12 protein-coding genes and 3 tRNA genes are annotated in these 13,546 nt (G+C 70.8%); 8 read left to right on the forward strand and 7 right to left on the reverse strand.

What is annotated here, in order from left to right:
* Positions 1-22 precede the first annotated feature (22 nt).
* Entirely contained in the window at positions 23-469 is a 447-nt protein-coding gene (locus H9L21_RS00785; protein WP_154596082.1) for a hypothetical protein, read from the forward strand.
* A 64-nt stretch (positions 470-533) separates the two neighbouring features.
* Here H9L21_RS00785 and H9L21_RS00790 read toward each other — a convergent pair whose 3' ends face one another.
* Together H9L21_RS00790 and H9L21_RS00795 are read right to left on the reverse strand one after the other, a co-directional pair.
* Positions 534-707, reverse strand: coding sequence for a CsbD family protein (locus H9L21_RS00790; RefSeq protein ID WP_154596081.1), 174 nt, complete (start codon positions 705-707; stop codon positions 534-536).
* Between the two features lie 354 nt (positions 708-1,061).
* Positions 1,062-4,721 (reverse strand): Ig-like domain repeat protein, encoded by a 3,660-nt coding sequence (locus H9L21_RS00795; protein ID WP_154596080.1) that lies wholly within the window; start codon positions 4,719-4,721, stop codon positions 1,062-1,064.
* A 316-nt stretch (positions 4,722-5,037) separates the two neighbouring features.
* Between H9L21_RS00795 and H9L21_RS00800 the strand changes: the two genes are divergently transcribed.
* Positions 5,038-5,814 (forward strand): MBL fold metallo-hydrolase, encoded by a 777-nt coding sequence (locus H9L21_RS00800; protein ID WP_154596079.1) that lies wholly within the window; start codon positions 5,038-5,040, stop codon positions 5,812-5,814.
* Positions 5,811-7,868, forward strand: coding sequence for an alkaline phosphatase family protein (locus tag H9L21_RS00805; RefSeq protein ID WP_154596078.1), 2,058 nt, complete (start codon positions 5,811-5,813; stop codon positions 7,866-7,868). The genes H9L21_RS00800 and H9L21_RS00805 overlap by 4 nt, the downstream gene beginning before the upstream one ends.
* A 109-nt stretch (positions 7,869-7,977) precedes the next feature.
* On the opposite strand, the gene H9L21_RS00810 is transcribed toward H9L21_RS00805, so the two are convergent.
* Positions 7,978-8,053: transfer RNA gene (locus H9L21_RS00810), tRNA-Arg, on the reverse strand.
* Positions 8,054-8,176: 123 nt separating this feature from the next.
* On the opposite strand from H9L21_RS00810, the gene H9L21_RS00815 reads away from it, so the two are divergent.
* The 3 genes from H9L21_RS00815 to H9L21_RS00825 all read left to right on the forward strand — a co-directional run bounded on the left by H9L21_RS00815 (position 8,177) and on the right by H9L21_RS00825 (position 9,514).
* On the forward strand, positions 8,177-8,800 hold the full coding sequence (locus H9L21_RS00815; RefSeq protein WP_187411664.1) for a TetR/AcrR family transcriptional regulator: 624 nt from the start codon (positions 8,177-8,179) through the stop codon (positions 8,798-8,800).
* Positions 8,801-8,844: 44 nt separating this feature from the next.
* A tRNA-Ser gene (locus H9L21_RS00820) sits at positions 8,845-8,934 on the forward strand.
* Between the two features lie 145 nt (positions 8,935-9,079).
* On the forward strand, positions 9,080-9,514 hold the full coding sequence (locus H9L21_RS00825) for a hypothetical protein (protein ID WP_154596076.1): 435 nt from the start codon (positions 9,080-9,082) through the stop codon (positions 9,512-9,514).
* Positions 9,515-9,539: 25 nt separating this feature from the next.
* Here H9L21_RS00825 and H9L21_RS00830 read toward each other — a convergent pair whose 3' ends face one another.
* From H9L21_RS00830 to H9L21_RS00845, 4 genes are all read right to left on the reverse strand, one after another.
* A complete protein-coding gene (locus H9L21_RS00830) occupies positions 9,540-9,983 on the reverse strand; it encodes a hypothetical protein (protein ID WP_154596075.1) in 444 nt (147 codons plus the stop codon).
* 1 nt (position 9,984) lies between these two features.
* Positions 9,985-10,073: transfer RNA gene (locus H9L21_RS00835), tRNA-Ser, on the reverse strand.
* A 79-nt stretch (positions 10,074-10,152) separates the two neighbouring features.
* Complete coding sequence (locus H9L21_RS00840) at positions 10,153-11,205, reverse strand: hypothetical protein (protein WP_154596074.1); 1,053 nt, start codon at positions 11,203-11,205, stop codon at positions 10,153-10,155.
* Positions 11,202-11,975 carry a carbon-nitrogen hydrolase family protein gene (locus H9L21_RS00845; protein ID WP_154596073.1) on the reverse strand — a complete coding sequence of 258 codons (774 nt, stop codon included), beginning with the start codon at positions 11,973-11,975 and terminating at the stop codon, positions 11,202-11,204. Before H9L21_RS00845 ends, H9L21_RS00840 begins: the two co-directional genes overlap by 4 nt.
* A gap of 34 nt (positions 11,976-12,009) precedes the next feature.
* Between H9L21_RS00845 and H9L21_RS00850 the strand changes: the two genes are divergently transcribed.
* Positions 12,010-12,984, forward strand: a complete 975-nt coding sequence (locus H9L21_RS00850; RefSeq protein ID WP_154596072.1) for an NAD(P)H-quinone oxidoreductase — start codon at positions 12,010-12,012, stop codon at positions 12,982-12,984.
* A gap of 42 nt (positions 12,985-13,026) precedes the next feature.
* Positions 13,027-13,542, forward strand: a complete 516-nt coding sequence (locus H9L21_RS00855) for a bacterial proteasome activator family protein (protein ID WP_154596071.1) — start codon at positions 13,027-13,029, stop codon at positions 13,540-13,542.
* The last annotated feature ends 4 nt before the right edge of the window (positions 13,543-13,546 follow it).

Consider the following 13,546-nt stretch of genomic DNA (forward strand, 5'->3'; position numbering starts at 1 on the left):
ACATCTGTGCGAAGGAGCCATTGTGGGCAAGGGCAAGAAGAGCGTGAAGGACACCGTCGTGGAGCAGCTGCCGGACGGCGCCGACCTGCGCGACCTGAAGGACCAGCTGATCGAGCGACTTCCGGACCGGGCCGAATGGCTGGCGCTGCGTGATGACCTCATCGAGAAGCTGCCGGAGAAGTCCGAGTTGCTCGACCTGCGCGACGGCCTGGTCGACAAGCTGCCGGACGAGGTCAGCGACCGGCTGCCGATCCAGAAGAAGCCGCGGTTCGCCGGTGTGAAGAAGGTCGCCTTCGTCGGGCTCCTCACCGCCGGGATCGCGGGCATCGCCGCATTCGTCAAGGCCAAGATGGCCGACGAGCCGACCTACACCGCGTCGACGTACACGACGCCGGGTCAGCCGACGGCCGGCACGACGTCCCCGACGGCCGAGTCCGGAGTCACCGGAACGGTGCCGCCGACCGTCTGAGTGCTCCACGAACGAGGGCCCCGGGAATCATCAGATTCCCGGGGCCCTCGTCGTAGGTCTGTGCTCAGTGCTTGAACGCGTCCTTCACGTTCTCGCCGGCCTGCTTGAGGTCGGACTTGGCCTGGTCGCCCTTGCCCTCGGCCTCGAGGCTCTTGTCGTCACTGGCCTTGCCGGTGGCTTCCTTGCCCTTGCCCTTGAGGTCGTCAGCGGTGTTCTTCAACTTGTCATCAAGTCCCATGACTCCAGCCTTCCTCTCGATTCTTCGTCCCCACCATGCGAACACGGATGGGGCCTGATCGCATCTCAGGCAGGGGTTCGCAGGCGACCTCCCGATGGTGCGCGCGCGTGAATTGTGAGGCGATTCGTGGCGCCCGGGACGCGAGTTGGACAGGATGAGCGGACCTCCCCTCACGAAAGAGTGACGGGCACGAAGTCCGGCTGGGCGCCGGTCACGAAGGTCAGCAAGGCGGTCAAGGCCGCCCCGGGTCGCCTCGGCGACCGGGGCGTTTCCCGTGGGTGGGCCGCTCGGTCGCGGCCCCGGACGTGACGAGGCCCCGGCAGCTGATCGCTGCCGGGGCCTCGTCGTGAGGGATCAGCGCACCCGCACCGCCTTGACGGTGGACTTGCTGGACCCGTAGTTGGCGTCACCGGAGTAGACGACCTTGACCCGCAGGCTCTGGCGCTTCTTGGGCGCCTTCACCGCGTAGGTCGCCTTGCCCGAGGACGGGACACGGACCGTCTTGGCCAGCTTGTAGCCGCCCTTGCCCTTCGCGACGTAGACCTTGGCGGTGCCCGTGGGCGCCACACTGGCGACACCGCCGCGGACGGCGATCTTGCCGCGCAGGGCCTTGCCGGCCTTGACCGACTTCGGTGCCGAGACGGACGCCGAGGTGCCCTTCTTGGTCACGACCAGCGACGTCGAGATCCTCGCGCTGGCGGCAGTGCGGTCGGTGCCGTCGTACGCGGCCGACACCGTGTAGCGACCGGGCTTCAGGGTGGCCGGCAGCGTCAGGGCGGCGGAGCCGTCCTTGGCGACCGGGACGGTCTTCGTGACCCCGCCGTAGCGGAAGGTGACCGTGCCACCGTCCGCGTCCCCGACGTTCGCCGACAGCTTCGCGGCCTGCCCGAAGACGGTCGAGGCGCTCGAGAGCGACATGACCATCGTGGGCTTGCCCTTCACCAGGGTGAAGGCGACCGGGTTGGAAGCCGAGCCCGCGGTGACGCCGGTCTCGGCGAAGCGCGCCACGAGGGTGTGCGCACCCGCCTTGAAGCCGGGCACCTCCACGGTGGCCGTGCCGTCGACGACCTCGGCGGTGCCGAGGGACGTGTCGCCGTCCAGGAACTCCACGGAGCCCGTGGTGTCCCCACCGGTGACGGTCGCCGTGAGGGTCACGGCCTCGTTGATCGCCGGGGCCTCGGGCGAGATCGACAGGCTCGTCGAGCTCGCGTCCAGGATCGAGACCGAGGTCTCGCCCGTGCGACCGGTGCCGCTGCCCGTGACCGAGACGGTCGCGGCGCCGCGGGTCGCGGTCTCGGGGATGGCGATCGCGGCGGTCACGACGCCGGTCGCATCGGCGGCCGTGACGACCGGGTCGACACCGTCGACCGTGATCGTGACGCCCTCGCCGGAGCGGAACCCGCCGGCGGTCACCGTGAGGCTCTCGCCGGGCTGCGGCTTGCTGTCACCGACCGAGACCTCGACGGCCTCGTCCTGGGCTGCCAGCTCGGCGCAGGCATCGCCCTGGACGCCCGCCGACGGCAGCGCCGTCGCCGAGCCCGTGACGCCGTCGTCCTCACGGACGATCATCCAGTCGAGGGCGTTGGCCCCCATGACGGCACCCTGGGTGTTGATGACCGAGGTCTTCACCGACGTGGAGTTCGCCGTGCTGGCCGCGGTGTCGCCGAGGATCGGCGCCGTGACGACCTTGCAGGTCTCGCCGGGGGCGAAGGTGACCTTCTCCATGGCGATGCCGGCGCGACCGGTGGCCGACCCGAGGGCCGACACGTAGCCGGTCACCGGGATCGACGCGGCGTCGTCGAGGTAGACCGCGATGTCGGCCGTGCCGGGAGCGTTGCCCTCGTCGACGACCGGGGCCTTCACGTTCAGCGTGGGGACGGTCTTGCTGTCCGCCGCGCCGACCGCCGAGCTCTCGAACGCGAGGTCCGACAGGAACACGCCACCGGCAGCCAGGCCGTCCGGCCCTTCGAGGGCGCCGAAGCGGACCTCACGGATGTCCGAGACGTTCAGGCCGGCGTCCTTCAGTGTGGCGACCGGCAGGTCGACCTGCTGCAGGACGATCTTCTTCAACCGTGCATCGGTCGAGGCGGGCAGTCGCGAGACGGCCAGTGCGTTCAGATCCGCCACCGGGACGGTGTGGGTCGCACCCGAGCCGTCGACGACGGTGACCGAGAGCGCCGTGCTGCTGTCGACGGTGTCGTCCGCGGCCACCTTGACCGACAGGCGCTCCATCGACGACGCGTTGCGCGCCTTCGCGGGAACGTTGACGCGCACCTCACTGGCCGTGGCCGCGTTGCCGGTGCCCGAGGACAGGGCCGTCCACGAGAAATTCGTGACCGGCGTGGCCGGGACGTTGCCGCCGTTCGAGGCAGGCGTCCAGTGCGGCTGGGCGCTGGTGCCCAGTGCCGAGGACGTGCAGGCCGCGAGCGACTGCGTCACGGTGCGACCCGGGGCGCTGGCGCAGACGGTGGCCGTGGCAGCGCCCTGGACCTTGACCAGCGAGCTGGCCTTCTCGAACGTCGTGATCGTCTGGCGCGCCGAGGCCGGAGCCGTGGAGACGCTGCGGATGTCGGCCGAGCCGAGCACCTCCGGAACCGAGGCGGAGCCGTCGAACATCGGCAGGAACTGCTTCTCGTCACCCATCGTGAGGCGGAACCAGCCGGCCATGTAGGCCGTGCCGGCGTCGTACTGCGCGTCGGCGCTCAGCCGGATGTTCGTGCTCGAGCGCGGGCCGCAGACGGCGTCGGTGGAGTTCGCACCCCAGTCGTCGGAGACGGAGTAGTCGTACTTCCCCGGCGTCCAGACGGTGTTGTAGAAGTTGTGGTTCGCGCCCATCATCCACACGCCGCTGCGCAGCACGTCGTCGTCGAACGCGTAGCGCGAGTCGTCGAGCATGTGCTGACCCTGCTGGTTGGAGACGTCACCGTCGCAGTACGGCAGGATCACGTTCATCGGCACGTTCGGCACCGTCATGCGGGCGAAGTCGACCGGCGCCAGCGGCAGGATCGACGTGATCTTCCACGGCTTCTCCAGGCCCTGGTTCAGGGTCGCCGCGGACGTGACGCCCTCGCCGCCGCGGGAGTGGCCCATCATGCCGATGTTCGAGAAGTCGAAGCGCCCCACGAGGTCGGCGGGGGCCAGCCCCGCGGTGCCCTCGGACAGGCCCGGCAGTGGGCTCTGGTCGGCGAGCGCCTGCGCGAGAGTGACGTCGGATTCCTTCTGCGCGTCGTAGTGGCTGACCGTGGCGCCCTCGTTGGCCTTCTTCAGCATCGAGAGGGTGTCGAGCAGCAGCTGACCGCGCGCCTGGGCGCCCTGGTCCAGCGCGAGCTGGTTGTCGTTGGAGTTGATCGCGTTGGCCGAGATCGACACGACGGCGTAGCCGTGGCTGGCCAGCGCGCGGCCGGTGCCGTCGTAGCCGGCGAAGCTCGGGACGTTGATCTGGTTCGGTCCGCACGGCCAGCGGTTCGGGTTGGCCGTCCCGGTGGAGCAGGAGGTGTGGCGGCCGTGCAGCAGCAGCACGACGGGGCGGGGTCCGCCGGTCTTCGGCAGGTAGATCTTGCCCTGCAGCTCGCCGCGGATGCCGCCGATGCCGGCCAGCGGGATCGACTGCGCTCCGAAGTTGTAGACGGCCTCGGTGTGCTCGTGGCTGCCGAGCGACGCCGGGTTCGCGTCGAGGGCCTCGGGGTCGGCCTGGGCGATCTCGTCGAGGGTGGCCATCTTCACGCGGGCGCCCGACGGCTTGCTGAACCAACCGGCCTCGACGTCGTCCGCGTCGACCACGGAGGCATCCGCCGTGAAGACCGACAGGCTCTTGCCGTCGGCGGACTCGGTGGCGATGCCGATCGGCGTGCCGTCGACCTCGATCGTGGGTGCGTCCGAGACCATCGGCAGGCGCTTCGGCAGGTCGACCGTGACCAGGTAGCCGCCGGCGGTGCGGGAGACGCTCCAGTCGGAGCCGGACGCCAACTCGCCGTCGGCCGCTTGGGCCGGCACGGCCGCGAGTGGCACCGCCATCAGTGCTGCCACGGGGCGAGGCGCCATCCTCGTTGCTTGATCATCTGATCCCTCTCAGGTGGGGGAAGCTCCGCCGGGGACGCGGAGCAGGGGCGGGATCGAGTCTCGACAGCGATGGTTACGCGGTGATGTCGTCCGGCGTTCATCGGAGCGCATCGATGTAACAAGTTTCCGGACCAGCGACTCCTCCTCGCCGCCGGTCGGAGCGCTCGTGTGCCGGGATGCGAGGGCTTTCGCCGGATGTCGCCCGTGGGCCTTGTGTTACGGGCACGGTCGGCGCTGGTCGGCCGGGGCCGCCGACGCGCACACTGAAGGCATGACCGCGGTCACCTGGTGGGGCCATGCCTTCGTGACGGTCGAGCTGCCCGGTGCGACCGTCGCGACCGATCCGCTGACGGCGCGTCGGCTGTTCCACCTGCGCCGCACGGGTCCTCCGCCGGGCCCTCGCGCGACGCGAGCCGACCTCGTCCTGATCTCGCACCTGCACCACGACCACCTGCACCTGCCGACGCTGCGCCGGTTCGACGACGACGTGCCGATCGTCGTGCCGCGCGGGGCGGTGCGCGCCGTTCGCTCCCTGGAGCGGTTGAACGTGATCGAGGTCGTGCCGGGCGACCGCGTCACCGCGGCGGGCGTCGACATCGAGGTGTTGCCCGCGCGGCACGACGGCCGCCGCGACCGGCGACCGCGCAGCGCGAGCGCTCCGGCGCTGGGATTCCGGTTCGCCCGGGCGGACACGACCTGCTGGTACCCGGGCGACACCGGGCCCATGGACTTCACGAGCGTCGCGTCGGTCGACCTCGCGCTGGTGCCGATCGGCGGGTGGGGGCCGTCCCTGGGGGACGAGCATCTGGACCCCGTGCAGGCCGCCGCGGCCGTCCGGGACGTGGGGGCGCGCTGGGTGGTCCCCGTGCACCACGGCACCTTCTGGCCCGTGGTGCTGCGCTCGACGGGCCCTACGCACGACCACTGGTTCGCCTCACCCGGCGATCGGTTCCGCACGGCGATGGCCGCGCAGGCGCCGGCGACCCGCATCGTCGGGACCTCGATGGGAGTCCGCACGGAGCTCACTCGTGGAACGATGACCATGTGAGCCACGCCACGGAGCGAGGGTGGGCCGCACCAGCACCCGAGCGCACCGGGGTGAGCTGGGTGCCGGGGGTCGGCGACGTCCTGCAGGCGGTGTGGACCGTCGTGGTGGCGGCGGTCGCGTTGACGCTGGGCCTGGCGGCCGTGGGGGTGAGCGTCACCGATGAGCTGCTCCTCGTCGTCGTGGTGTTCGTCGCGGTGTTCGTGCTCGACGCGATCGTGTCGCGACCCCTGCGCCTGCTGGCGTCGGGAGGGAGCGTCCTGACGGCGCTGGTGCTGGGCTTCGCAGCCCAGGTGCTCGTGCTCGGTGCGGCGATCGACCTGGCGGCGCACACGGACCTGGGCATCGGCGACACCCTGGTGGTCCTGCTGGTCGCCGGGGCGGTCATGGCCTGCGGGAGGTGGCTCTCCGGCGCCACGGACAGCCACTACGTCGTCGGGGCCGCCACGGGCGGCGGTCTGCGCCAGAGGTGGGCACGCGCCGGCGTCGGCCGGGAGGATCGACCGCGCGGCCTGCTGGTGGTGCAGCTCGACGGGGTGGCGCTGCCGGTCCTGCGACGGGCCCTGGCCGGCGGCCAGGCACCGAACATCGCTCGCTGGGTGCGCTCCAGCCACACGCTGACCGGCTGGTGGTCGACGATCCCGTGCACGACGCCCGCCAGCATGGCCGGCTTCCTGCACGGGAGCGCGGAGATCCCCGCCTACCGCTGGTGGGACCGCCGCGCCGGCCGCCTGCTCGTCGCGGGGAACCCGGCCGACGCCCGCGTGATCGAGGCGCGCTTCCCGGCGGATTCGGGGCTCCTGCGCGACGGCACCGCGATCAGCACGACCTTCACCGGCGGCGCGGCACGCTCGTACCTCACGGTGAGCCGTTCGACCCGCTTGCGCGACCTGGGCTCGGGATCGACCTACCTGTCGTTCTTCATCCGACCGTTCCTGCTCCCCGGCGCGCTCGTCCTGACCGTGGGCGAGGTGATCAAGGAGTTCCGCCAGGGCCACCGCCAGCGCGTGCGCGACGTCCGGCCCCGGATCCCGCGCAAGGTCGACTACGCCGTGCTGCGCGGCCTGACCAACGTGCTGCTGCGCAAGCTCGACCTGTCGCTGATCGCCGACGAGATGACGCGGGGGTCACCCATCATCTTCGTGGACTTCGTCGACTACGACGAGATCGCGCACCATGCCGGTCCGGAGCGGCCCGAGTCGATGGCGGCGATCGAAGGTCTCGACGGCGCACTCGCGGCACTGGAGGACGTCGCCCGGTCGGTCGCGACCCGCTACGACCTCGTGGTGGTGTCGGACCACGGACAGAGTCTGGGCGCACCGTTCTCGCAGCTCGCCGGTTGCTCCTTCGCCGATCGCGTGGTCGAGCTGATGAGGTCGGGAGGGTCGGACGCCACGGTGCTCACGACGACCGAGGAGGGCGAGCAGCGCGGCCCCGTCCATGCCCTGATCTCCGCCGTGGTCGGCGAGAACCGGGCACCCCCCGAGGGCCTCGTCGCCGGCTCCGACGACCCGGAGGTCGCCGTCACAGGCGGCGGCAACCTGGGCATGATCTGGTTCCGGCGCCTGTCCTCGAGGCCGAACCTCGCCGAGATCGACGCCGCGTGGCCCGCCCTCGTGCCGGGGCTGCTGGACAGCCCCGGCGTGGGCCTGGTGATGTCGACGGACGACGCCGGCGATCCCCTCGTGATCGGCCGTCACGGCGTGCGCGGTCTCGGCGGGTCCAGCGCCGCCAGCGGTGAGGACCCGTTGCTGGGCTACCCCTCGCGGACAGCGGCCGACCTGGCCCGCCTGCACGCGCTGACCGATGCCGGCGATCTCGTCGTCCTCTCGACGGTCGACGCGCTCGACAGGGTGCACGCCTTCGAGGAGCAGGTCGGCTCGCACGGAGGCATCGGCGGGCCTCAGAACGAGGCGCTCTTCATCCATCCGCGCGACTGGCCCCTGGACCCCGACCTCACCGAGGTCGTCCCGGAGTTGGGTGACACGCCCGTGCTCGTCGGCGCGTGGAACGTCCACCGCCAGCTGATGGCGTGGCGCGCCGCGACCACCCCGTGAGCGCCTCAGCGGAAGGCAGAGCCACTGGCCCCCCGAGCCGGCGCAGGATGACGGCCGCCGGGAAACGAAGAACGCCCCCCAGTGAGATCACTGAGGGGCGTTCCTGATGTGGTGCGCCCGAAGGGATTCGAACCCCTAACCTTCTGATCCGTAGTCAGATGCTCTATCCGTTGAGCTACGGGCGCGTACCCTTGCGGGCCTCGACGAGTCTACCTTGGACCCTTCCCGGGCGCGAAATCGGGTGCGAGGACCCCTTTTGCTCAGCATCGCGTAAATTGGTGGTGATGTCCGAAAAGCCCCGTGTTCCCATGCGTCGTGACGCTGTGGCGAACCGTGAACGCATCATCGACACCGCCGAGGTCTACTTCGCCGAGAACGGCCTCGACGCACCGATGCACGCGCTGGCAGCCGCCGCGAAGGTCGGCACGGGGACGCTCTATCGCAACTTCGCCTCGCAGGAACACCTGTGGCGCGCCCTGTACGACCGCCACATCGCGCTCTTCGACGACATCGCCGAGCGGGCGCTGCAGATCGAGTCGGGGTGGGAGGCGCTCGAGCTGATCGTCGACGAGTCCACCCAGGTGATGATCGACCGGCGCATCGTGGCCGAGGTGATGCGACGCCTGGCGATCAGCGATCCGGACTACCGCCCGACGAACCGGTGGGTCGGCACCCTGCGGACCGTGGCCGAGCGGGCCGTCGAGGAGGGCATGGCGCGCCCGGACCTGACCGTGGCCGACCTGAGTGCCGCTCCGTTGATGCTGAGCGCGGTCCAGACGGCCGCCCCGGAGAACCGTGCGTGGCTCGCCCGCCGGATGCGCACCCTGCTGCTGGACGGGATGCGCGCGCATCCGCACGAGGCGACACCGCTGGCGGATCTGCCCGAGGACTTCTACGAGCGCGGTGCCTCGATCGTCAAACGACTGCCCTGATTCGGCGGTCGGGGGTGCGGGTGGGTATCCTGATCCGGTTGTCTGGAGATGTCGCATAGTGGCCTAGTGCGCCCGCCTGCTAAGCGGGTTGAGGTTTAAACCTCTCGAGGGTTCAAATCCCTCCATCTCCGCCAATCAGTCACGTGGGAGCCCCCGTCGAGCGAGAGCCCGGCGGGGGTTCTCTCGTTCCCGGCCGCCGAGTTCGGCAAAAGCCGTGGCGGTTGCGCCGTGGGCTGATGTACTGGTCGTCGCCGAGCGACACCGGTACGGAGGAAGTCGATGACCCAGGACGCCCAGGGTTCGCCCGGACCGGGATTCACGCTGGCGGACCTGCTGTCCGTGCTCGGTGGCGTACCCGAGTACTCCGAGGACGGGTCCCGGCTGGTCATCGCGAAGTCCTCCTGGGGCGGCGGACGGGCCTTCGACGTCGAGATCGAGGGCGCTGTCGCCTACCTCAATGACGAGTTCTTCCCCACGAGTGCTCATCCCGGCCGGAAGGCCATCGCGGACGGCCTGTCCTACTTCGACCTGGAGATCCAGGAGTTCACCGGTACCACCCCTCCGGCAGGCGATCCGATCATCATCGACCGAGACGGCCCGAGACTGACCCACGACGTCTCGTGGGGGGACATCCTCCCGGAGCTGGCCGACCCCGGCGGCCAGTGGTTCGCGCGTGCCGACGACGTCGAGGAGGAAGACAGGCCCGCTCCTTGAGTCGCGGCTGTGCGTCGGGTGCGGGTCAGCCGGCGTCGGTCGGGTCGAAGCGCCGGTAGCCGTGGGCGGTGTTGAGCCGGTCGTAGACCTCGCGGATCAGCTCGGCCCGGCGACTGCGGTCGACCAGGCTGAGCGGGAATGCCGTGACGGCGCCCGCGCCGTCGGTGAAGCGCAGCAGGCCGTCGCTGACCTCGACGGACTCGACGCCCTTCCACGTTCCCTCGCCGTGGCGCCCTCGCGCGCGGTACCCGGCGGGGTCGAGCGTGAGGACCACGGGCGGTCGCAGGTTGGCGACGGCAGCCACGAGCAGCGCGACGAGGGCGATGCCCCCCGCCACGATCGCCACGCCGTTGGCGAGGTCGCCGCCTCCTGCGGTCAGGAAGGCGACGAGGACGCTCACGGCGGCCACGATGAAGCACACACCGGCGAGCACCATGAGGTGCGCCCGGTCGAGTCGGTAACGAGTCACGCAGAGGGGGCGGGATTCGAACCCGCGGCTGACATCACTGCCAGCGACCGCTTTCAAGGCGGTTCCGATCGGCCACTCCGGCACCCCTCCAGGGCCGCCACCGGAGCGACGACACCTGCACCGATTCTGGCATTCCTCTGGTCGCGGCGTCGGGAGCGGGCCGTGGGGCTCAGCGCAGGGGCGAGAAACGCTCCGGCTCGGAACGGCGGGACTGCTGGACCGCGCGGGCGGCGCGGGACGTCCGCGGCCGCAGGAAGACCGCACGGACGAGGAGCCCGAGAGCGAGTCCCAAGATGGCGCTGTAGAGCGTGGAGAGGGCGAAGTACGAGGGGTAGGCACGCGGGTCGATCAGCGAGTTGGCCACGATCACCGTGCCGACGACGGCGAAGACGCAGACCCACCAGCCCTCGCGATAGCGCGAGCGCATCGACGTGCCCACGACGAGCGCGGGGAAGCCGATGAGGAACTCGTACGGCCGAGGGACACCGCCGATGGTCTGGCGCAGCCACACGATCGCGTCGTCCAGGAGGTTCTTCAGTCCCGGCGATCCGGCGGTGCGCACGAAGCTGCCGTAGTAGAACAGGCCGACCGCCACGACGGCGATCACGATCAGCAGCTTGAGGTGGTTCCGGCCCAGGCCGTGCAGGCCCGAGCCCAGCCGCCAGACGATCGCGATCGCCAGGGTCACGGCGATGGCCATGACGATGAGGCCGAACGGCCGCACGACGACCGTGGCGTTCCAGGCCGCCACACCGACCGCGCCGCTGAGGGCCAACGAGAGCATGACGAGGTACTCGCGCAGGACCTCGAGGACGGAGTCCGCCGGACGCGTGAAGACGACGGCAGAGACGGACGAGAGGACGGCGGTGGCGCCCGCTGCGGCCGCCAGCAGGAAGTTCAGGTCGGAGACCAGGGCGGCCCCGGACAACAGCAGGGTCAGGCTCACCCAGATGCGCATGTAGCCGCCGACACGGTGGGTCAGAATCACCGAGAAGGCGACCAGCAGCACCGCCGCGCTGGGGCGCCAGAGCCACTGCGGCGCACCCACGTCCACGATCGCGGTGGTCGCGCCGAGGGTGCTGAGCACCCACAGGACGAAGGTCCCGAGCATCAGGAGGCGGGACCATCGCGCGGACGTGACGCGTGGCTCGCGGGTCGCCACCTCGTACGGCGTGGGGACCGACGTGTCGAGGCGACGTCGGCCGGGCTGGACGGTGGTCACAGGGTCTGCATCCTCCGGTTGGCGAGCGAGGGGTTGACCTCGCGGGACCGCCGCACGGCGTCCACCGCGATGTCTGCGGTGACCAGCTCGTTCCCCCCGGCGGCTTCCTCCACGATAGTTCCCCACGGATCGGCCACCAAGGAATGACCGCTGTAGCGCGATCCGCCCTGTCCGGCGGCGGCCACCCAGACGGTGTTCTCGATCGCCCGGGCCCGCAGCAGCGTGCGCCAGTGGTCGACCTTGTGCTCGCCGGCGACCCACGCGGCCGGGACCACGAACGCCTCGGCGCCCGCGTCGACCAGGGCACGCCCCATCTCGGGGAAGCGCAGGTCGTAACAGGTCATCAGGCCCACGGTCAGGTCGCCGACCGGCAGGACGACGGGGTCGACGTCGCCGGCGCGCAGGCGCTCGGACTCGCGGTAGCCGAAGGAGTCGTAGAGGTGGATCTTGCGATAGGTGGCGGCCAGGTCGCCGTCGGGCCCCATCGCGACGAGGGTGTTGAACGGCAGGTCGTCGGTGCGCTCGAACATGCCGGCCACGATCGTCGCGCCCAACCGGCGGGCCTCACGGCTCAGCAGGTCGACGAACGGTCCGTCCAGCGGCTCGGCGACGGCCGCCAGGTCGTGGTCGGAGGGCCCGAAGTCGTGCATCACCGCCTCGGGCAGGACCACCAGATCCTGGCCCTCGAGGGGCCGGAGCTCCTCCTCGATCCGGGCACGGTTCGCCGCCGAGTCGAGGGTCGCGGCCATCTGCACGAGCGTCAACTGCATACGCACCAGTGTGCCGGTCACTACCGTGGTGGGCATGCGAGCCGTCATCGTCGAAGAGCCCGGAGGCCCCGAGAGCCTCGTCGTCGCCGATTTGCCCGACCCCGCACCCGGGCCGGGCGAGGTGGCCGTCACGGTCGCCGCGGCGGGCGTCAACCGCGCGGACCTGCTGCAGCGACAGGGTCACTACCCGCCGCCCCCGGGCATCACGGACGTCCTCGGGCTGGAGTGCTCCGGCATCGTCGAGTCCGTGGGCGAGGGCGTCACCGACCACGCGCCCGGCGACGAGGTCTGCGTCCTGCTGAGCGGCGGGGGCTACGCCGAGCGGGTCGTCGCTCCGGCGGGTCAGGTCGTGCGCGTTCCCACCGGGACGACGCTGATCGAGGCCGCGGCCATCCCCGAGACGTACGCGACCGTGTGGTCCAACGTCTTCATGCTGGCCAGCCTGAGCGAGGGCGAGAAGCTGCTCGTCCACGGCGGTGCCAGTGGCATCGGCACCACCGCGATCCAGCTGGCCAAGGCCTTCGGGGCCACGGTCGTCACGACGGTCGGCAGCGAGGACAAGGCCCGGACCGTCCGCGAGCTCGGCGCCGACGTGGTCGTGAACTACCGCGAGGACGACTTCGTGGAGGCGTGCCAGGACCTCGGGGGCGTCGATGTCGTGCTGGACATCATCGGCGGCAGGTACCTCGCCCAGAACGTGGCCTCCCTGGCGCGCGGTGGTCGGATCGTCGTCATCGGCATGCAGGGCGGACGTAAGGGCGAGCTGAACCTGGGGGCACTGCTGGCGAAGCAGGGCACCATCGCCGCGACGTCCCTGCGGTTCCGCCCGGCCCAGGAGAAGGCCGAGATCATGGCCGACCTCGTCGAGCACGTCTGGCCGCTGATCGAGCAGGGCCGCCTGGGTCCGATCGTCCACGAGACCGTGCCGCTGGCGCGCGTGGCCGACGCCCACCGCATCCTCGAGGAGTCCTCGCACATCGGCAAGGTCGTGCTGGACGTCGGTGTCTGAGGTCGAGCGGCGCTCCTGCAGCGGCATGCCTAGGCTGAGGCCATGACCGACGACCGGATCATCGACCCGCACGGCCAGCCGGTGCCCGCCCCGCAGGACAAGTCCCGCACGGCGCTCACCGACCTCGTCGAGCAGCCCGCCAAGGTCATGCGCATCGGCGGCATGATCCGCCAGTTGCTCGAAGAGGTGAAGGCTGCGCCCCTCGACGACGCCAGCCGAGCCCGCCTGCGCGAGATCCACCACCAGTCCATCGACGAGCTCAAGGACGGCCTCGCTCCCGAGCTCGTCGAGGAGCTCGAGCGCCTCAGCCTGCCGTTCGACGCCGAGTCGCCGAGCGACGCCGAGCTGCGCGTCGGCCAGGCCCAGCTCGTCGGTTGGCTCGAGGGGCTCTTCCACGGGATCCAGGCGGCGCTGTACGCCCAGCAGGTCCAGGCCCAGAGCCAGTTGCACAACATGCGGCTGGCGCTTCCGGGCGGCGCGAACCGGGGCGAGGGTGGCGAGGGTGGCGAGGGCGAGACACCGGTCACCCCGGGTGATGCCGGCGGAATGTACCTCTAGACTG

Origin of the sequence: Aeromicrobium senzhongii (genome assembly GCF_014334735.1) — a bacterium.
Classification (GTDB): domain Bacteria; phylum Actinomycetota; class Actinomycetes; order Propionibacteriales; family Nocardioidaceae; genus Aeromicrobium; species Aeromicrobium senzhongii.

What these genes read in the sequence shown, in the direction of transcription:
- H9L21_RS00815 (WP_187411664.1), top strand. Translation starts at nt 8,177, where the DNA reads ATGCGTCGTGACGCTGTGGCGAACCGTGAACGCATCATCGACACCGCC.
- H9L21_RS00850 (WP_154596072.1), top strand. Translation starts at nt 12,010, where the DNA reads ATGCGAGCCGTCATCGTCGAAGAGCCCGGAGGCCCCGAGAGCCTCGTC.
- H9L21_RS00800 (WP_154596079.1), top strand. Translation starts at nt 5,038, where the DNA reads ATGACCGCGGTCACCTGGTGGGGCCATGCCTTCGTGACGGTCGAGCTG.
- H9L21_RS00790 (WP_154596081.1), bottom strand. Translation starts at nt 707, where the DNA reads ATGGGACTTGATGACAAGTTGAAGAACACCGCTGACGACCTCAAGGGC.
- H9L21_RS00825 (WP_154596076.1), top strand. Translation starts at nt 9,080, where the DNA reads ATGACCCAGGACGCCCAGGGTTCGCCCGGACCGGGATTCACGCTGGCG.
- H9L21_RS00845 (WP_154596073.1), bottom strand. Translation starts at nt 11,975, where the DNA reads ATGCAGTTGACGCTCGTGCAGATGGCCGCGACCCTCGACTCGGCGGCG.
- H9L21_RS00795 (WP_154596080.1), bottom strand. Translation starts at nt 4,721, where the DNA reads ATGGCGGTGCCACTCGCGGCCGTGCCGGCCCAAGCGGCCGACGGCGAG.
- H9L21_RS00855 (WP_154596071.1), top strand. Translation starts at nt 13,027, where the DNA reads ATGACCGACGACCGGATCATCGACCCGCACGGCCAGCCGGTGCCCGCC.